This window comes from Pseudomonas sp. DWRC2-2, from assembly GCF_049897885.1.
GTDB lineage: Bacteria > Pseudomonadota > Gammaproteobacteria > Pseudomonadales > Pseudomonadaceae > Aquipseudomonas > Aquipseudomonas azotoformans_A.
Map to the genome: position 1 here is coordinate 96,577 of NZ_JAFCXD010000003.1, position 16,972 is coordinate 113,548.

The window sequence follows — 16,972 nt, forward strand, 5'->3', positions numbered from 1 at the left end:
GTGTCTGAAGGTTGAAAAAATGAAAAGCAAAACCATCCGCCGCTGGTCCTTCATCCACACTTGGACCAGCCTGATCTGCACGGTATTCCTGCTGCTGCTCGCCCTCACCGGCCTGCCGTTGGTGTTTCACCATGAGATCGATCATCTACTGGGCAACGAGCCGGAACTGGCGCAAATGCCTGCTGATACGCCGCAGCTCAACCTCGAACAACTCGTCAGCGCCGCCCAGGCCCATCGCCCCGGCGATGCCCTGCAATACCTGGCCTGGGACGAGGATGACAAGAACGGTGTGATCGCGATCATGGCCGCCACCGCTGGCACCGAGCCCAACGCGTCCCACACCTTCATGCTTGATGCGCGCACCGGTGAAGCCTTGGAAACCCCGGCGGCCAACGGTGGATTCACCTTGTTTCTGCTGCGCCTGCACGTCGACATGTTCGCCGGCTTGCCGGGCAAGTTGTTGCTGGCGTTCATGGGCATTCTGTTTGTGCTGGCGATTATCTCGGGCACGGTGCTGTACCTGCCGTTCATGCGTCGCCTGAAGTTCGCCACGGTGCGCCAGGACAAATCCACGCGCCTGCGCTGGCTCGACCTGCATAACCTGATCGGCGTGGTCACCCTGACCTGGGCCCTGGTGGTGGGCGTGACCGGCGTGATCAGCGCCTGCGCCGACCTGATCATCGCCGCCTGGCGCCAAGACAGTCTCAGCGCCATGATCGAGCCCTACAGAAACGCCCCGCCGCTGACCCAGCGCGCACCGGCTACCGAACTGCTGACCATCGCCGCCAAGGCCGCCCCCGGCATGGAGCCGGACTTCATCGCCTTCCCCGGCACGCGCTTTTCCAGCGAGCACCACTACGCTGTTTTCATGAAAGGCAGCACCCACCTGACCTCGCACCTGCTCACGCCGGTGCTGATCGACGCCAGCACCCTCGCCGTCACCGCCATCGCCGAACGACCGTGGTACATGGACGCCATGGGCATGTCCCAGCCGCTGCACTTCGGTGACTACGGCGGCATGCCGATGAAAGTCCTATGGGCAGCGCTGGATGTGCTGACCATCATCGTGCTGGTCAGTGGGATTTACTTGTGGCTGGTGCGGCGCAAGGCGGGCAAGGCATGAAGCCGCGTCAATCGAGTTTCTGGAAGGTGTTTGGTATTCCGCTGGGGATTGGCCTGCTCAGCGCGGCCGGGTTGTTTGCGGCATTGCTAGGCGATGGGCTGTGGGATTCGCTCAGTTGGGTCGGTTTGGGCATTCCCGCTGCAATTGGCACTTGGGCCTTGCTCAAGCGGTGAGATAGATTAGCCCGGCCCTTTCTTGAGGAATGCCCATGTCCGCTCCCAGCATGACCTTGTTCCACAACCCCGCTTCACCCTTCGTGCGTAAGGTGCGCGTGCTGCTGGCTGAAACCGGCCAGCAGGATCGCGTCGCGCTGCACGGCTGCATGCCGACCCCGGTCAACCCGGATGCGCAGGTGGTGCAAGGCAACCCCGTGGGCAAGATCCCGGCCCTGCGCCTGGCCGATGGCACGGTATTGCACGACAGCCGGGTGATCCTCGATTACTTCGACCACCAGCACGTCGGCAACCCACTGATTCCCCGCGACGGCTCGGCCCGCTGGCGCCGCCTGACCCTGGCCTCGATGGCCGACGGCATCATGGATGCCGCCGTGTTGGTGCGCTACGAAACGGCCCTGCGTCCAGCCGAAAAGCACTGGGACCAGTGGCTCGATGAGCAGCGCAACAAGATCCGTCGCAGCCTCTCTGAGTTGGAAGCGGATGCGATTGCCGAACTGACCAGCCACTTCGACATCGCCGCGATCAGCGTGGCCTGCGCTTTGGGTTACCTCGACTTCCGTCATCCGGACATGCAATGGCGGTCGGATAACCCGCAGCTTGCCGCCTGGTACGCCGAGGTCAGCCAGCGGCCTTCGATGCAGCAGACCCAACCCCCGGTGTAAGGTTTTACTGTGGCGAGGGAGCTTGCTCCCGTTGGACTGCGTAGCAGGCCCATTCTTTGGGGCCGCTTCGCGCCCCAGCGGGAGCAAGCTCCCTCGCCACAGAAAACAGCTGATTAATCCGTAGCACCAATTTTGCCCGCTCCAGCCTATCCTCCCGTAACCCGATCATTGCACCGCCTCCAGGTCAAATTCCAAAGGCTCAACCGCCTTGCGCTTGCCCACCCCATACCAATCCAACTTACGTGTCAGCACCATCACCGTGCCCAGCAGGCCGAACAGCAGCAGCGAGCCCATCAGCAACGCGTAATCCTCGGCACTCAACAGCCCGTACAACAAGCCATACAACGCCGCCAACCCCGCTGAAAACCCCAGCCCATGAGCGACGCTACGCAGCACATGGCACACATAGAAGCCAATCAACAACACGCAGGCACTCGCAGAGATGAGGTAAGCCAGGGCGAACCCTATGTGCTCGGACAACGACAGCAACAGCAGGTAGAAAAACGCCAGCGCAAACCCCACCAACGCGTACTGCACCGGATGCACCGCCAGGCTCTTGAGCACTTCAAACAGGAAGAAGCCGGCGAAGGTCAGGGCGATGAACAGCAGCGCGTATTTGATCGCACGGTCGCTCTTGAGGTACTGGTCCACCGGGTCGATGAAGTTCACGCCGAAGCTGCGGTTGTTGAAGTCTTCACAGCCCTGCTTGTCCAGGCAGGTTTGCAGGGCTTGTTCAAGGTTGGTGGAGAAGAAGGAGGTCTGCCAGTTGGCGGTAAAGCCCTGGTCGGTAATCTCGCGTTGTGCCGGCAGGAAGTTGCCGATGAAGCTGGGGTGTGGCCAGTTGGAAGCGAGTGAGACCTGGCTGGTCTTGCCCACCGGCACCACTTGCAGTTGCTCGGTGCCTTGCAGGCGCAGGTCGAAAGCAAAGTCCACGACGTTGGGCTTTTTGCTGTCGTGCTCCGGCAGTGTCACGTGCACGCCCTCACCCAACCAGTCCACTTGGGAGCCGGGCTCGAACTCCAGTTGCTGGCTGCCCAGCTCCAGTTTCAGCGCGTTCTCGATGCCGCGAATATCGCTGATGCCCACCGCCAGAAACGCAGGCTCAAAACGGTAATCGGCAAAATTCTCCGTAATGCCCAATTGCGCAGGCAGCTCGAAACGCCCGCTGATGCGGTTGTCGGCATGGAACAACCGCGCCTGGTAGATGCCCCGTGCGCGCAGTTCGGTTTGCACCTTGCCGTCGAGTTCAAATCGATCCGGCAGGAAATACAGACGACCGCGCTCTTCACGGGTGACTTCGTAGCGTTTGTTGAGCTTTTCATTGAGTTTCCACTCGCGGACGGTCTTGCGATACGGCACCACCATCACCGGGCCGGTGAGGCGCTGGGCGTAGCTGGAGCTGCGGGCGATGTCCTGCAATACGGTGTCACGCGTGTACTGGCGGTCACCGATGATGCCGTTGATCATCAGCAATGGAATCAGCAATACCAGCATCAGCAGCGCAATCGCGCCAAGTTTGAAAAGCAGGCTGCGGTTCATGGGTCTCTCCCTGTTTTGATGGGGAGAGTCTGGGCAGCCCGTGTGGGCGATTTATGTGGGCAATGTGGAGACTGTGTGGAGATGCAGTACCACCTGCACGCCGCCGTCGACATTGCCGATCTGCAACGCGCCGCCGTGCAATTTCATCACTTCCTCGACAAAGTTGAGGCCCAGCCCCGTGCTTTTGCGCCCACTGGCCGGGCGTGGCAGCGAGTAGAAACGCTCGCTCAGGCGCGGCAGGGCGTAGTCGGGAATCGGTGCGGCCTGGTTGAACAGGCTGACTTGCACGTCGTTGTGTCGCGTCTGCGCGCTGAACTTCAACAGCCCGCCGGGCGGCGTGAAGTCCAGGGCATTGTCCAGCAGATTGCCCAGGGCCTGACGCAGCAGGAAGGGTTCACCGTACACCTTCACATCCGCCGCAATCGACTGCTCGACCTGCAACCCGGCGCCTTCAATCCGCGCGCATTGGGCCTTGAGTACCTCATCAACCATCGTCGCCAATGGGATACTCGCCTGTTCTTCCAGACCCTGGCGCTGTTCGACCTGCGCCAGGTTCAGCAGGCGCTCGATCAACTGCTGCAGACGCGCGCTTTCGCTGTCGATGTTGCTGACGAAGCGCTGCTGTTGCTCGCGGGTCATCTCACCCTGCAACAGCTCCGCCGCACCGCGGATCGCGGCCAATGGGCTCTTCAATTCGTGGGTCAGGGTGTGGACGTAATGTTCGACGTAGGCCTTGCCTTCCAACTGCGTGCGCATGTGCTCGACGGCGGTGGACAACTGCTTGAGTTCACCGCCACGGTAATGGGGCAGCTCGGCACGCCGCCCCTCGCTGACGGCTTCGGCGTAGGCGGTCAGACGGCGCAGCGCCACGCTCAGCCACCAAGACAGCAGTGCGCCCAGCAGCAGGCCCAGAATCACCAGGCCCGCGCCGTACCACAGCAGGCGGCGCTCGGTGCGGTCGACATAAGGCTGCAATGAACTGTTCGGCTTGGCCACGGTGACCACGCCGATGATCGGGCCATTGTCACGGATCGGCGCGCCCACGTGCATCACCGACGAGGCGGGGTTATCCAGTTCGCTACGGGTAGAGCGCGCGCCATACTCGCCACGCAGGGTCAGGTAGACGTCGTTCCACTTCGAATAGTCTTGCCCCACCGCTTCGCCCGTGGAGTCGAGCAACACGGTGCCCTTGGCATCGGTTACGTAGATACGGTGGTTGACCTGGTTCTTCGGCAAACCCCAGATGGTCGCGCCCGGCTGGCGGTTGCCGTAGGCCTTGAGCAGTTCCGGCCAGTGGCTCTGGCCGAGGGTGCCGTTCTTCACGTCATTGCGCACGATCTCGGCCAACAGGTTGGCGGTGTCCACCAGGGTTTCTTCGGTGGACTGGCGCACGCCAGGGCGGATTTCCTTCATCACGGTGCTGAGCACGAAGTAGCCGGTCAGGCCGATAAACAGCGCATACACCAGGAAGATCCGCAGCCCCAGGCGCATCAGCTGTTGCTCGGGCTGTAGCTGTAGCCGAGGCCACGATGGGTCTGGATCGGCTCGGCATCGGCAGCCACGCTGCGCAATTTGCTGCGCAGGCTTTTGATATGGCTGTCGATATTGCGCTCGTAGCCGGCATCTGCCGCGACGCCCACCGCGTCCAACAGTTGCTCGCGACTGAACACACGCTCGGGTTGTTCCAGCAGGCTTTGCAGCAGGCGAAATTCATGGCGTGTAAGGCTCAACGGCTGGCCGCGATAGCTGATCTGCATGCGCTCCAGATCCACCTGGAACACGGCCGGCGCAGCACCTGGGCCAATGCGTTTCAGGATCGCCCGGACCCGCGCCGTCACCTCCCGTGGGCTAAAGGGCTTGACCACATAATCGTCGGCGCCGATCTCCAGCCCCACCACGCGGTCGATCTCGCCATCCCGCGCGCTGAGAAACATGACAGGCACTTCGCTGAACCGTCGCAGTTGCTTGCAGGTTTCAAAACCTGTGATATCCGGCAGGCCGATGTCGAGGATGATCAGGTCGGCGGGGGTCTGGCGCTGATGCTCCAGCGCCGCCTGGCCGAGGGTCAGCCAGGTGGTGGTGAAGCCCTCGCCTTGCAGAGCGAAGATCAGCGTGTCGGCAATCGCCGCTTCGTCTTCGACAATCAGGATATGCGGCATGTAGTTCCGTCAGCAGTCCGGTTTGTCGGCAGTGTAACGACGGGCCGGGTTTACCGCAGCGCCAAATTCACGCAGGGCCTTGGCGCCGATCAGCAACGGGTAGTTGAAACTGCTGCGGTCGGTGAGGTTGACCTCGACGGTGCGCTTGACGTCGCCCAGGCACATTTCCAGGTCGATCACCGGGCGCTTGGCCACGGTGGCTTCGTCTTTGTCGTCGTCTTCATCGGCGCGGCTCTTGATCTTGCTGATGCGCGACACCTTGTGTTCGTAGACTTTGTTGGAGGCGTCTTTGCCGCCGAGGCGGAAGCGCACCCAATCGTCGCCGTCACGGGTGAAGGTCTCGATGTCGCGGGCCGACAGCGAAGCCGTCAGCGCGCCGGTGTCCATCTTGGCCTTGAAGGTTTCGCCGATCTCCGGCAACTGGATGTATTCGTAGCGACCGTAGAGGGTCGGTTCGGCGGCCATGGCCGGCAGGGCAGCCAGGGCGAGAGAGGCAAGGAGCAGTTTCACGAAGTGATTTCCTCGGAAAGAAGTAGGCGGATTCTAGACCGCAAAGGCAGCATTTAGTTAGCTCAGCCCAGCATAACCGGCACATTGTGAAACATTCGTCCGGCGAATTGGCATTTGGCCTCTAGACTCAAGCTGCTTATCATGGCCCGCCCACAGGATTTCAAGAGTTACTTATGCGCCGCCTGCTCACCGGCTGTTTTGTCTCATTGCTACTGCTGCTCAACACCCTGGTACTTATCGGGCCGTTGATGGTGTTTGCCCTGCTCAAGCTGGTGGCCCCTGGGCGCTCGCGTGACTACATGTCCTGGGCCGTGATGTGGATCGCCGAGACCTGGGCCGAGATCGACAAGTTGATCTTCGCCCTGTGCATCCCGACCCAATGGGATATTCGCGGCGGCGAAGACCTGCGCAGCGATACGTCCTACCTGGTGATCAGCAACCACCAATCCTGGGTGGATATCCCGGCGCTGATCCAGGCGCTGAACCGCCGCACGCCGTTCTTCAAATTCTTCCTGAAAAAAGAGCTGATCTGGGTGCCCTTCCTCGGCCTGGCCTGGTGGGCATTGGATTACCCCTTCATGAAGCGCTACAGCAAGGCCTTCCTGGCCAAGCACCCGGAACTCGCGGGGCAGGATTTGAAAATCACCAAGGAGGCCTGCGAGCTGTTCAAGCGCCAGCCGGTGACGGTGGTCAATTATCTGGAAGGCACGCGTTTCAACGAAACCAAGCGCAAGCAGCAGGATTCACCCTTCACTCGCTTGCTCAAGCCCAAGGCGGGCGGCGTGGCGTTTGTATTAGCGGCGATGGGTGAACAACTGGATGCCGTGCTCGACGTGACCGTGGTCTATCCACAGCAGAAGATTCCGGGGTTCTGGGATTTGATCAGTGGCGCGGTGCCGAAAGTGATCATTGATATCCGCACCCGCGAATTGGATCCGGCGTTGTGGCAAGGGGATTACGAGAATGATCCGGCGTTTCGCCAGACCGTCCAGAACTGGGTCAACCAGCTCTGGACGGAGAAGGACGCGCGTATCGAGCAACTGCGCGCGGAGCGGATTTAACTGCCGGTGCCCCAGGCCTGGGCCAACTTGCCCAGCACGGAGCTGCTGGCACCCTGGCCGCCCAGGTATTGCAGGATGACCGGGGCAAACTGGCCGACCATGCCGCTGTCCATGCCCAAGGCGCTGAAGGCGGTGTTCAGGTCGTTGGTGCTTTTCACATTACCCAACAGGCCATCCAGGCCGCTGGTCTTGCTGCCACCGGTCTGGCCGAGCATCCCGCTCAAGGCCCCGAGGCTGCCCAATGCGTTGTTGCCCGACAACTGGTCGAGGCCCGGCACGCTGTTGCCCAGTTGCGAATAATCGTTGCCGCTCAGTTTGTTCTTGGCCAGGCCGAGCATGGCGCCCGTACCGCCGACCGCTTGTTCGGGAGTGATGTTCAGTTGCGAGGTCAGTGCGCTCAACAGGCCGGCCGTCTCGGACGACGGTGCGGCAGCGGCTGCCTTGTTGTTGCCACCCTGCATGCCGGAAATCGCATTGGCCGCGTCGCCAAGGCTGAAGCCTGCGGCGAACACCGGGCCGGCTGCCAGGGTCATCAGGCAGGAAAGGGCGAAACCGCGTGAAATCTTCATCGAAACAACCTCTGGGTGTAGGGGTGAAAGCAGGCGTTTGACTGGGTATCCGACGCATTGTTCCGGCCTGCTCCAGGAACCCGATGGCAGGATCAGAGTCCATGCAATGACTTTAAAACTTGCCAGGAACAGCCCTATGAGTGCCACCCGTCCCCAAGTGATCGAGCAAAAGCCCCCATTCTGGAGCCGCCCACGTGTGTTTATCGGCGTCTGCATGGCCATCGTCGCCGGCCTCGGCGGCGCGCTCTACACCCAGGACAACGTCAAGTCCGCCGCCACGCTGGTGACCACTGCCCAGCAGCCGGCCGCGCAAATCAGGGCGCACAAGGATTACCTCGAAGTCGAACCGATCGCCACGGCGGCGCCTGAGCCGGATCGCAGCCTGGAACTGTGGGCAATGCCCGAGGGTGGCGCGCCGGTGTCACTGGGGCTGTTGCCGGAGGATGGCAAAGGCATTATTGGACTCAACCCACGCCAGCAGAAAAGCATTCGCGAGCCAGTGGAGCTGATGGTGAGTTCGGAGACCAAGGGTGGGTCGCTGAGCAAGCAGCCGACGGGGCCAACGGTTTATCAGGGGGCGCTGGCTGCTCGCTGAGTCGACGCGCTGCATCTCGGAATAAAAAACCGGTGTTGATCACGAATCCGTCTTAAAAACTGTCACTTCTGACAGTAGTCAACACCGGATAATCACCTGCAGCATGACGCCTCCCACGCGCCACAGGAGGTCGTTATGAAAAGCGCAATGCTTGCAGGTGTAATCGCCGCCCTGGCGCTGGTGAATACGGCGTATGCAGCGACCTCTACCTGTCCGACACCCCAGGAAATCAAACAGTACGCCATGGGCAGCGGAGGTTATCGCTACGAGATGCGACAGCCTGATGGGCGCACTTGGTCCGGTGAAAACCCGCAGGCTACCGCGCCGTACCTGATTGACTCAACGTTCCACGACGCCCGTTACAAAGCACAAGACCACTCCGTCACCTGCACCTATAAAGGGCCGATGAATAGCGATGCGAGCTTTTCGGTCACGCTCAAACCGGTCTTGAAGTGGAACCTTATCCCTAAAGGCGACTGGAGAGGCACGTATTGCGAAGCAATGGAAATTGCGACGTGCTTATTTACGCATCAGTGAGAATTGCCAGCGAAGCATTCCTACAGTGACCGTCCACACATCCACGACCCGCGGTTCAGGTTATGGCGGAACTCATCCATCGACACAGCCCACCCAAGCTGGCCTTCCCATTCATACTCAACCGGGAGGCTCAGCCACAAAACAAGGAGCTGTAACGATCATGATCGGATTGATACCCAATTTTTATGCTGCCTTCAACGCATACAACCATTTGCCATCTCGCAGCCAAGCCCAGTCTTCACGGCCCCAAGCCACCGGCATCGACCAATGCCCCGCCCCCCGTGACATCCAATCCAAACCCTACACAGACCCTGACCTTCCAGCGCCCTATGGCGAGGGCTATCAATACACCGCCACCACCAACGGCAAGGCGTGGACAGGCCAAACGGCAGCCACCCAGGATGACTACCTAGCCCCGGAGTACGAGCTGAAGGCCGAGGCCGTCAATGAACGCAACGGCAAGATCCATTGCGACTACGGCGGCAAACGCCTGATCAAGAACGGTGAGGTGGCCGATCCCTATCTGCGACTCACGACCCTCAAATAACCCATAAAAAATGGCGACCTCCAGGGTCGCCATTTTTTTCAGCCTTGAACCTTACGCCGCACTGAACAGCTTGTGCGGGTCGATCACAAACTTCTTCGGCACGCCCGCATCGAACTCGCCGTAGCCACGTGGCGCGTCATCCAGGCTGATCACCTGCACACCAACGATTTCGGCAATGTTGATACGGTCCCACATGATCGCCTGCATCAGCGCGCGATTGTACTTCATCACCGGGGTCTGGCCGGTGTGGAAGCTGTGGGATTTGGCCCAGCCGAGGCCGAAGCGGATGCTCAGGCTGCCCATTTTGGCGGCGGCATCCACAGCCCCTGGATCTTCGGTGACGTACAGGCCCGGAATACCGATCTTGCCGGCCACGCGCACCACGCCCATCAGCGAGTTGAGCACCGTGGCCGGGGCTTCTGCTTTCACGCCTTCATGGCCGTGGCCACGGGCTTCGAAACCAACGGCGTCAACGGCGCAGTCCACTTCCGGCTCGCCCAGCAGCGCGGCGATCTGTTCGTGCAGTGGGGTGTCGGTGGACAGGTCGGCCACTTCAAAACCCTGGGCCTTGGCGTGGGCCAGGCGGATCGGGTTGACGTCGCCAATGATCACCACCGCCGCGCCCAGCAGGCGTGCAGAAGCGGCAGCAGCCAGGCCGACCGGGCCAGCGCCCGCGATGTAGACGGTGCTACCTGGGCCAACGCCCGCAGTCACGGCGCCGTGGTAACCCGTCGGGAGAATGTCGGAGAGGCACGTCAGGTCGCGGATTTTCTCCATGGCCTTGTCGCGATCCGGCAGTTTCAGCAGGTTGAAGTCGGCATACGGCACCAGCACGTATTCGGCTTGGCCGCCGGTCCAGTCGCCCATGTCGACATAGCCATAGGCGCCACCGGCACGGGCCGGGTTGACGGTCAGGCAGACGCCGGTGTGTTGCTCTTTGCAGGAACGGCAGCGGCCGCAAGCCACGTTGAACGGCACCGAAACCAGGTCGCCGATCTTCAGGTTCTCGACGTCGCTGCCCTTCTCGATCACTTCTCCGGTAATTTCATGACCGAGCACCAGGCCGGTCTGGGCAGTGGTGCGGCCGCGCACCATGTGTTGGTCAGAGCCGCAGATGTTGGTGGAAACCACGCGCAGGATGACGCCGTGCTCAATCTTCCTGCCACGGGGGTCCTGCATTTTGGGATAGTCGATTTTCTGTACTTCGACCTTGCCGTTGCCGAGATACACGACACCACGATTACCAGACATGCTTTCACCTCGCTGTTGTTTTTATGGAACCGCGTTGCCCTTTGGGTGGGCAGCGCGTTTAAGTGCTCGGGTACAGATGCTGTTTGTTGTCTTTGCAATCAGAGCACCACAGTCCGATTGGCGTTTAGAAACACCCGCCGCTCAATGTGATACCCAACCGCCCGGGCCAATGTCAGTCCTTCAATATCCCGCCCCTTGGCAATCAAATCCTCGGGATAGTGGCTGTGATCCACCACCTCCACGCCCTGGGCAATGATCGGGCCTTCATCCAGGTCGTTGTTGATGTAATGCGCCGTGGCGCCGACCAACTTCACGCCCTTGTTGTACGCCTGGTGATACGGCTTGGCGCCCTTGAAACCCGGCAACAATGAGTGGTGAATGTTGATGGCCTTGCCATCCAGCTTGCGACACAGCTCCGGCGAGAGCACTTGCATGTAGCGCGCAAGGATCACCAGTTCCGCGCCGGTGTCTTCCACCACTTGCCACACCTGACGCTCCTGGGACGGTTTGTCGTTGGGGTCGAGGGGGAAATGGTAGTAGGGAATCTGGTGCCAGTCGGCCAAGGGCTTCAAATCAGGGTGGTTGGACACCACCGCGACCACGTCCATCGACAGTTGGCCGATGCGCTGGCGATACAGTAGATCGTTCAGGCAATGGTCGGCCTTGGAGACCATAATCACCACTTTTGGCCGGTAATTCGGCGCCGTCAGCTCGAAGATCATGCCGAAGGCTTCGCCGCGCGTGACCAGGCCATCGCGGAAACCTTGTTCGTCAAACCCGTCGGGCTGGCGGAACTCCACACGAATAAAGAACCGGCCCGAAAGCCGGTCATCGAACGAGTGGTGCTCAGTCACGTAGCAACCCTGTTCGAACAGATAGCGGGTGACCGCGTCCACCGTGCCGAGCACGCTGGGGCAGTCGGCGGTCAAAATCCATGTATCAGGTGCGCGGCTCATGGGGCATTCCTCAGGCTTGGACGCTCAGGCCGAATTCGGCAGACGCATCCTGCAACCACAACCACCAGTAATCCGAGAAGCTGCGACGGATCAGCAATTCCCAGGTGTCTTCGGCCGTGTGGCGGATTACCAGTTGCGACTTGGCGAACACCGTGCCCACCGCCTTGCCCACCGGGAAGTTGTTGGGGTGCACGTCGTAGCTGGTGGACTTCATCAGCACATCGCGCACGTTCGGGCCGCTCAGTTCAAGGATCTGCTGGCCGCCGCTGACGTTGACGATCTGGATATGCAGCTCACCCAGGGCCTCACGCAGGCTTTTCTCGGCGGCGAATTCTTCGCCGCTTGGCACGATGAGCAACCACTCATCCGGGCCGAGCCACTGCAAGCTGGTTTCGCCTTTGACGATCACGGTCAAGGCGCTCGGCAGTTCGATGCCCAGGGCCTTGTGTACGCCAGCGGCGAAGGCGGCATCATGGCCGTCGCCACGGATGGTCAGGTGGCCCAGGAGTTTCTTTTCGCGCACGGTCACGCCGGCGTTCTTGCGGCCCTTGCCGACCAGGCTGGCGAGGTCGGCATGATGCAGCGACGACTCGGCCTTGGCGCCGGTGGTTGGGCGTTGTTGGTACACATTGGCTGCTGTCATAAAGCACCTTTGAATGCTGCTTGGAATGCGGCCCCTATGGGGCCGCAACTCGGTCCATCAGATGTTCTGGCGATCGCCTTTCGGATCAAAGAACACCGAGGAAACAATCTCCGCCTCAATCACGCTGCCATCCGCCTGCGGCGAGAACACCCGCTCACCAATACGCTTCAAGCCGCCCTTCACCACGCCCATGGCGAACGAATAGCCCAGGGAGTTGTGCGCATAGCTTGAGGTGACGTGGCCGACCATCTTCATCGGAATCGTCTGCTTCGGATCGAACACCAACTGCGCGCCTTCCGGCAGCCACACATTCGGATCGATCGGTTTCAAGCCCACCAGTTGCTTACGCTCTTCGCGCACGCAGTCTTCACGGTTCATGCCGCGCCAGCCGATCCACGAGAACGGTTTGGTACGGCCGACGCACCAACCCATGTTCAGGTCGTCGGGGGTCATCGAGCCGTCGGTGTCCTGGCCGACGATGATGAAGCCCTTCTCCGCCCGCAGTACGTGCATGGTTTCGGTGCCGTACGGGGTCAGGTTGTACTTCTTGCCGGCGTCGACGATTTTTTCCAGCACGCCCATGGCGTAGTCGGCCTGCACGTTGACTTCGTACGACAGCTCACCGGTAAACGAGATCCGGAACACCCGAGCCGGTACGCCGCCGACCAAGCCTTCCTTCCAGGTCATGAACGGGAAGCCGTCCTTGTCCAGGTCGATATCAGTCACTTCCGCCAACAGCTTGCGGCTGTTGGGGCCGGACAGGGTCATGGTGGCCCAGTGGTCGGTGACCGAGGTGAAGTACACCTTGAAGTCTGGCCACTCGGTCTGTTGGTAGATTTCCAGCCACTGCAGCACGCGGGCCGCGCCGCCGGTGGTGGTGGTCATCAGGAAGTGGTTGTCGGCGAGGCAGGCGGTCACGCCGTCATCGAAGACCATGCCGTCTTCCTTGCACATCAGGCCGTAGCGCGCCTTGCCCACGTCGAGCTTGGTCCAGGCGTTGGAGTAGATGCGGTTGAGGAATTCGCGCGCGTCCGGGCCCTGGATGTCGATCTTGCCGAGGGTCGACGCATCCAGCAGGCCGACGCTGTCGCGCACGGCCAGGCATTCGCGTTTCACCGCGGCATGCAGGTCTTCACCGTTGCGTGGGAAGTACCACGGACGTTTCCACTGGCCGACGTCTTCAAACTCGGCGCCGTTCTTCACGTGCCAGGCTTGCAGCGCGGTGTAGCGCACCGGCTCGAAGATGTGCCCACAGTGACGACCGGCGACGGCGCCGAACGTGACCGGCGTGTAGTTCGGGCGGAACATGGTGGTGCCCATCTGCGGGATGGTCACGTTCAGTGAACGAGCGGCAATGGCCAGGCCGTTGACGTTACCCAACTTGCCTTGGTCGGTGCCGAAACCCAACGCGGTGTAGCGCTTGACGTGCTCCACCGACTCGAACCCTTCACGGGTCGCCAGTTCGATGGCGGCAGCGGTCACGTCGTTTTGCAGGTCGACGAATTGCTTCGGCGCCCGTGCGGTTGGCTTGTCATGCGGGACTTGGTACACGGCCAGCGTCGGCTCTTCCAAGCGGCTCAAGGCTTTTGGCAGGGTGCCTTCGACTGGCGCAAAACCGGCTTCGCTGGCTGCACGCACGCCGCCCTCAAAACCGTCCGCCAGAGAATCACCAAGACCGTAGACGCCATTGATGCCACCGACGCACACGCGTTTTTGCGGTGCTTCGCCCGGTACAAAACCGAGGATGTCTTCACGCCAGGTCGGCTTGCCGCCCAGGTGCGAAGCCAAGTGGACCACCGGGCTGTAGCCACCGGAGCTGGCCACCAGGTCGCAATCCAGCCATTCGCCTGGGCTGGTGACTTTATGCGCTTTGACGTCAATTGCAGCCACGCGGGCGGCAGTGACGTGCTTGCTGCCACGGGCTTCGATCACGGCGCTGCCGGTGAGGATACGAATACCCTTGGCGCGGGCTTCTTCCACCAGCGCGCCGCGTGGGTTGTGGCGCACATCGGCCACGGCGACCACTTGCAGGCCGGCGTCGAGCCAGTCCAGTGCAACGCGATAGGCGTGATCGTTGTTGGTCGACAGCACCAGTTTCTTGCCTGGTGCCACGCCGTAGCGACGCACGTAGGTCGAAACCGCACCGGCCAGCATATTGCCCGGCACGTCGTTGTTGCCGTAGACCAGTGGACGCTCGCACGCACCGGTCGCCAGCACCACACGCTTGGCGCGCACACGGTGGATGCGTTGGCGCACCACACCAATCGGCGCACGGTCACCCAGGTGGTCGGTGAGGCGTTCGTGAATGGTCAGGAAGTTATGGTCGTGATAACCGTTGACGGTGGCGCGAGGCAGCAACACCACGTCTGGCAGGGCCCTCAATTCAGCAATGACACTGGCAACCCATTCCGCCGCCGGCTTGCCGTCGAGGCTTTCGCGCGAATCGAGCAGCGAACCGCCGAACTCTTCCTGCTCATCGGCGATGATCACGCGGGCACCGCTGCGTGCGGCGGCCAGTGCGGCGGCCAGACCCGCAGGGCCCGCGCCGACCACCAGCACGTCGCAGTGACGGTTGAAGTTGTCATAGGTGTCCGGATCGTTTTCGGTCGGCGAGCGACCAAGGCCAGCGGCCTTACGGATGTACTTCTCGTACGTCATCCAGAACGATTGCGGGTACATGAAGGTTTTGTAGTAGAAACCCGGCGGCATCAGCTTGCCGCCAACCTTGCCGAGAATGCCCATCACGTCATTGTTGACGTTCGGCCAGCCGTTGGTGCTGGTGGCGACCAGGCCTTGGTACAGCGCCTGTTGCGTGGCGCGCACGTTAGGAATCTGGGTGGCTTCGGTGGCACCGATCTGCAGCACCGCGTTCGGCTCTTCGGCACCGGCGGCGAAGATGCCGCGAGGCCGCGAGTACTTGAAGCTGCGGCCGATGATGTCGACGCCGTTGGCCAGCAGCGCTGCGGCCAATGTGTCGCCTTCAAAGCCTTTGTAGGTCTGGCCGTTGAAGCTGAAGGTCAGGACTTTATTACGGTCGATCCGGCCACCGTTGGACAGGCGATTGGTCTGGCTCATACCTTCTCTCCAGAGGCCTTGGCGGTGAATTGTGGCTTCTCACCGATCTTGTAGGTTTCAAGAATTTCGTAGGTCAGGGTGTCGCGGGTCGCGTTGAAGTACTGGCGGCAACCGGCGGCGTGGATCCACAGTTCGTGGTGCAGACCACGGGGGTTGTCGCGGAAGAACATGTAGTCGCCCCACTCTTCATCGGTGCAGGCATTCGGGTCCAGCGGGCGCGGGATGTGCGCTTGGCCGGACGCATGGAATTCCTCTTCGGAGCGCAGTTCGCCACAGTGAGGACAGAAGATATGCAACATAGGAAATTTCTCCTGTTAGTGGGCGACGGCCGCAGCGCCGTGTTCGTCGATCAACGCACCGTTGTGGAAACGGTCGATGGAGAAAGGTGCGGCCAACGGGTGCATTTCACCCTTGGCGAGGCTGGCGGCAAACACGTTGCCTGAGCCCGGAGTCGCTTTAAAACCACCGGTGCCCCAACCGCAGTTGAAGAACATGTTCGGCACTGGAGTCTTGGAGATGATCGGGCAGGCATCCGGCGTGGTGTCGACGATGCCGCCCCACTGACGGTTCATGCGCACGCGCGACAGCACCGGGAACATCTCGACGATGGCCTGGATGGTGTGTTCGATCACCGGGTAAGAGCCGCGCTGGCCGTAGCCGTTGTAGCCGTCGATACCGGCGCCGATCACCAGGTCGCCCTTGTCGGATTGGCTGATGTAACCGTGTACGGCGTTGGACATGATCACGCTGTCGATAATCGGCTTGATCGGCTCCGACACCAACGCTTGCAGCGGGTGGGATTCGATCGGCAGGCGAAAGCCCGCCAGCGAGGCCATGTGCCCGGAGTTACCGGCGGTGACCACACCGACGCGTTTGGCGCCGATAAAGCCTTTGTTGGTTTCCACACCGATGCACACACCGTTTTCCTTGCGAAAGCCGATCACTTCGGTCTGCTGGATCAAATCCACGCCCAGTGCGTCGGCGGCGCGGGCAAAGCCCCAGGCCACGGCATCGTGACGGGCCACGCCGCCGCGCCGTTGCACGGTGGCGCCGAGCACCGGATAGCGGGTGTTCTTGGAGCAGTCGAGGTACGGGATCTCGTCGGCCACTTGCTTGGCGTTGAGCAGTTCGCCGTCCACGCCATTGAGGCGGTTGGCACTCACGCGGCGCTCGGAATCACGGATGTCTTGCAGGGTGTGGCACAGGTTGTAGACGCCACGCTGAGAGAACATCACGTTGTAGTTCAGGTCCTGGGACAGGCCTTCCCACAGTTTCATCGCGTGTTCGTACAGGTGCGCCGACTCGTCCCACAGGTAGTTGGAACGCACGATGGTGGTGTTGCGCGCAGTGTTGCCGCCGCCCAGCCAGCCTTTCTCGACCACGGCCACGTTGGTGATGCCGTGTTCCTTGGCCAGGTAATAGGCGGTCGCCAGACCATGCCCGCCGCCGCCGACGATGACCACGTCGTACACCTTTTTAGGGGTCGGCGTGCGCCACATTTTCTGCCAGTTTTCGTGGTGGCTGAGTGAGTGCTTGAAGAGGCCGAAGCCCGAGTAGCGTTGCATAGTC

General features: G+C 61.3%; 18 protein-coding genes and 1 pseudogene. 7 read left to right on the top strand and 12 right to left on the bottom strand.

What is annotated here, in order from left to right; all coding sequences use genetic code 11:
- Window positions 1–19: 19 nt before the first annotated feature.
- From ACP7EW_RS15700 to ACP7EW_RS15710, 3 genes are read left to right on the top strand one after another with little or no spacing between them, the layout of a single operon-like run.
- Window positions 20–1,123 carry a PepSY-associated TM helix domain-containing protein gene (locus ACP7EW_RS15700; protein WP_426218214.1) on the top strand — a complete coding sequence of 368 codons (1,104 nt, stop codon included), beginning with the start codon at window positions 20–22 and terminating at the stop codon, window positions 1,121–1,123.
- Window positions 1,120–1,296: a hypothetical protein gene (locus ACP7EW_RS15705; protein WP_426218216.1), complete on the top strand. Its 177-nt coding sequence runs from the start codon at window positions 1,120–1,122 to the stop codon at window positions 1,294–1,296. The genes ACP7EW_RS15700 and ACP7EW_RS15705 overlap by 4 nt, the downstream gene beginning before the upstream one ends.
- Before the next feature lie 35 nt (window positions 1,297–1,331).
- The gene (locus ACP7EW_RS15710) at window positions 1,332–1,961 is read left to right on the top strand and encodes a glutathione S-transferase (RefSeq protein WP_426218218.1); all 630 of its coding nucleotides are present in this window, start codon (window positions 1,332–1,334) and stop codon (window positions 1,959–1,961) included.
- Here ACP7EW_RS15710 and ACP7EW_RS15715 read toward each other — a convergent pair.
- The 5 genes and pseudogenes from ACP7EW_RS15715 to ACP7EW_RS15735 all read right to left on the bottom strand — a co-directional run.
- Window positions 1,956–2,063 (bottom strand): annotated as a pseudogene (locus tag ACP7EW_RS15715) (N-acetyltransferase); the annotation flags it as partial. The gene ACP7EW_RS15710 and the pseudogene ACP7EW_RS15715 overlap by 6 nt on opposite strands.
- A gap of 63 nt (window positions 2,064–2,126) precedes the next feature.
- Window positions 2,127–3,500 carry a cell envelope integrity protein CreD gene (gene creD / locus ACP7EW_RS15720; RefSeq protein ID WP_426218220.1) on the bottom strand — a complete coding sequence of 458 codons (1,374 nt, stop codon included), beginning with the start codon at window positions 3,498–3,500 and terminating at the stop codon, window positions 2,127–2,129.
- A 51-nt stretch (window positions 3,501–3,551) separates the two neighbouring features.
- Window positions 3,552–4,991 (bottom strand): two-component system sensor histidine kinase CreC, encoded by a 1,440-nt coding sequence (gene creC / locus ACP7EW_RS15725; protein WP_426218222.1) that lies wholly within the window; start codon window positions 4,989–4,991, stop codon window positions 3,552–3,554.
- The gene (creB, locus tag ACP7EW_RS15730) at window positions 4,991–5,659 is read right to left on the bottom strand and encodes a two-component system response regulator CreB (protein ID WP_033898064.1); all 669 of its coding nucleotides are present in this window, start codon (window positions 5,657–5,659) and stop codon (window positions 4,991–4,993) included. Before creB ends, creC begins: the two co-directional genes overlap by 1 nt.
- A 9-nt stretch (window positions 5,660–5,668) precedes the next feature.
- The gene (locus ACP7EW_RS15735; protein ID WP_426218225.1) at window positions 5,669–6,169 is read right to left on the bottom strand and encodes an ATP-dependent zinc protease; all 501 of its coding nucleotides are present in this window, start codon (window positions 6,167–6,169) and stop codon (window positions 5,669–5,671) included.
- 173 nt (window positions 6,170–6,342) lie between these two features.
- Between ACP7EW_RS15735 and ACP7EW_RS15740 the strand changes: the two genes are divergently transcribed.
- Window positions 6,343–7,230 (top strand): acyltransferase, encoded by an 888-nt coding sequence (locus ACP7EW_RS15740; RefSeq protein WP_426218227.1) that lies wholly within the window; start codon window positions 6,343–6,345, stop codon window positions 7,228–7,230.
- Here the strand turns inward: ACP7EW_RS15740 and ACP7EW_RS15745 are convergent.
- Window positions 7,227–7,799: a DUF2780 domain-containing protein gene (locus ACP7EW_RS15745; RefSeq protein ID WP_426218229.1), complete on the bottom strand. Its 573-nt coding sequence runs from the start codon at window positions 7,797–7,799 to the stop codon at window positions 7,227–7,229. The two genes, ACP7EW_RS15740 and ACP7EW_RS15745, sit on opposite strands and share 4 nt — an antisense overlap.
- A gap of 136 nt (window positions 7,800–7,935) precedes the next feature.
- Between ACP7EW_RS15745 and ACP7EW_RS15750 the strand changes: the two genes are divergently transcribed.
- The 3 genes from ACP7EW_RS15750 to ACP7EW_RS15760 all read left to right on the top strand — a co-directional run bounded on the left by ACP7EW_RS15750 (window position 7,936) and on the right by ACP7EW_RS15760 (window position 9,478).
- Window positions 7,936–8,394 (top strand): anti-sigma factor domain-containing protein, encoded by a 459-nt coding sequence (locus ACP7EW_RS15750; RefSeq protein WP_426218231.1) that lies wholly within the window; start codon window positions 7,936–7,938, stop codon window positions 8,392–8,394.
- A gap of 135 nt (window positions 8,395–8,529) precedes the next feature.
- Window positions 8,530–8,931, top strand: coding sequence for a hypothetical protein (locus tag ACP7EW_RS15755; RefSeq protein ID WP_426218233.1), 402 nt, complete (start codon window positions 8,530–8,532; stop codon window positions 8,929–8,931).
- Window positions 8,932–9,091: 160 nt separating this feature from the next.
- Complete coding sequence (locus ACP7EW_RS15760) at window positions 9,092–9,478, top strand: hypothetical protein (protein ID WP_426218235.1); 387 nt, start codon at window positions 9,092–9,094, stop codon at window positions 9,476–9,478.
- A 51-nt stretch (window positions 9,479–9,529) separates the two neighbouring features.
- On the opposite strand, the gene fdhA is transcribed toward ACP7EW_RS15760, so the two are convergent.
- From fdhA to ACP7EW_RS15790, 6 genes are all read right to left on the bottom strand, one after another.
- Complete coding sequence (gene fdhA, locus ACP7EW_RS15765; RefSeq protein WP_016977809.1) at window positions 9,530–10,729, bottom strand: formaldehyde dehydrogenase, glutathione-independent; 1,200 nt, start codon at window positions 10,727–10,729, stop codon at window positions 9,530–9,532.
- A gap of 98 nt (window positions 10,730–10,827) precedes the next feature.
- On the bottom strand, window positions 10,828–11,685 hold the full coding sequence (gene purU, locus ACP7EW_RS15770) for a formyltetrahydrofolate deformylase (RefSeq protein ID WP_426218237.1): 858 nt from the start codon (window positions 11,683–11,685) through the stop codon (window positions 10,828–10,830).
- 10 nt (window positions 11,686–11,695) lie between these two features.
- Entirely contained in the window at window positions 11,696–12,328 is a 633-nt protein-coding gene (locus ACP7EW_RS15775; protein ID WP_038848850.1) for a sarcosine oxidase subunit gamma, read from the bottom strand.
- Between the two features lie 57 nt (window positions 12,329–12,385).
- Window positions 12,386–15,403 carry a sarcosine oxidase subunit alpha gene (locus tag ACP7EW_RS15780; protein ID WP_426218240.1) on the bottom strand — a complete coding sequence of 1,006 codons (3,018 nt, stop codon included), beginning with the start codon at window positions 15,401–15,403 and terminating at the stop codon, window positions 12,386–12,388.
- The gene (locus ACP7EW_RS15785) at window positions 15,400–15,702 is read right to left on the bottom strand and encodes a sarcosine oxidase subunit delta (protein WP_010207083.1); all 303 of its coding nucleotides are present in this window, start codon (window positions 15,700–15,702) and stop codon (window positions 15,400–15,402) included. The genes ACP7EW_RS15780 and ACP7EW_RS15785 overlap by 4 nt, the downstream gene beginning before the upstream one ends.
- Window positions 15,703–15,717: 15 nt before the next feature.
- On the bottom strand, window positions 15,718–16,968 hold the full coding sequence (locus ACP7EW_RS15790) for a sarcosine oxidase subunit beta (protein ID WP_010207084.1): 1,251 nt from the start codon (window positions 16,966–16,968) through the stop codon (window positions 15,718–15,720).
- Between the last annotated feature and the right edge of the window lie 4 nt (window positions 16,969–16,972).

Coding starts and splice junctions, on each gene's coding strand:
- ACP7EW_RS15700 (WP_426218214.1), top strand. CDS start 20: ATGAAAAGCAAAACCATCCGCCGCTGGTCCTTCATCCACACTTGGACC.
- ACP7EW_RS15705 (WP_426218216.1), top strand. CDS start 1,120: ATGAAGCCGCGTCAATCGAGTTTCTGGAAGGTGTTTGGTATTCCGCTG.
- ACP7EW_RS15710 (WP_426218218.1), top strand. CDS start 1,332: ATGTCCGCTCCCAGCATGACCTTGTTCCACAACCCCGCTTCACCCTTC.
- creD (WP_426218220.1), bottom strand. CDS start 3,500: ATGAACCGCAGCCTGCTTTTCAAACTTGGCGCGATTGCGCTGCTGATG.
- creC (WP_426218222.1), bottom strand. CDS start 4,991: ATGCGCCTGGGGCTGCGGATCTTCCTGGTGTATGCGCTGTTTATCGGC.
- creB (WP_033898064.1), bottom strand. CDS start 5,659: ATGCCGCATATCCTGATTGTCGAAGACGAAGCGGCGATTGCCGACACG.
- ACP7EW_RS15740 (WP_426218227.1), top strand. CDS start 6,343: ATGCGCCGCCTGCTCACCGGCTGTTTTGTCTCATTGCTACTGCTGCTC.
- ACP7EW_RS15745 (WP_426218229.1), bottom strand. CDS start 7,799: ATGAAGATTTCACGCGGTTTCGCCCTTTCCTGCCTGATGACCCTGGCA.
- ACP7EW_RS15750 (WP_426218231.1), top strand. CDS start 7,936: ATGAGTGCCACCCGTCCCCAAGTGATCGAGCAAAAGCCCCCATTCTGG.
- ACP7EW_RS15755 (WP_426218233.1), top strand. CDS start 8,530: ATGAAAAGCGCAATGCTTGCAGGTGTAATCGCCGCCCTGGCGCTGGTG.
- ACP7EW_RS15760 (WP_426218235.1), top strand. CDS start 9,092: ATGATCGGATTGATACCCAATTTTTATGCTGCCTTCAACGCATACAAC.
- fdhA (WP_016977809.1), bottom strand. CDS start 10,729: ATGTCTGGTAATCGTGGTGTCGTGTATCTCGGCAACGGCAAGGTCGAA.
- purU (WP_426218237.1), bottom strand. CDS start 11,685: ATGAGCCGCGCACCTGATACATGGATTTTGACCGCCGACTGCCCCAGC.
- ACP7EW_RS15775 (WP_038848850.1), bottom strand. CDS start 12,328: ATGACAGCAGCCAATGTGTACCAACAACGCCCAACCACCGGCGCCAAG.
- ACP7EW_RS15780 (WP_426218240.1), bottom strand. CDS start 15,403: ATGAGCCAGACCAATCGCCTGTCCAACGGTGGCCGGATCGACCGTAAT.
- ACP7EW_RS15785 (WP_010207083.1), bottom strand. CDS start 15,702: ATGTTGCATATCTTCTGTCCTCACTGTGGCGAACTGCGCTCCGAAGAG.
- ACP7EW_RS15790 (WP_010207084.1), bottom strand. CDS start 16,968: ATGCAACGCTACTCGGGCTTCGGCCTCTTCAAGCACTCACTCAGCCAC.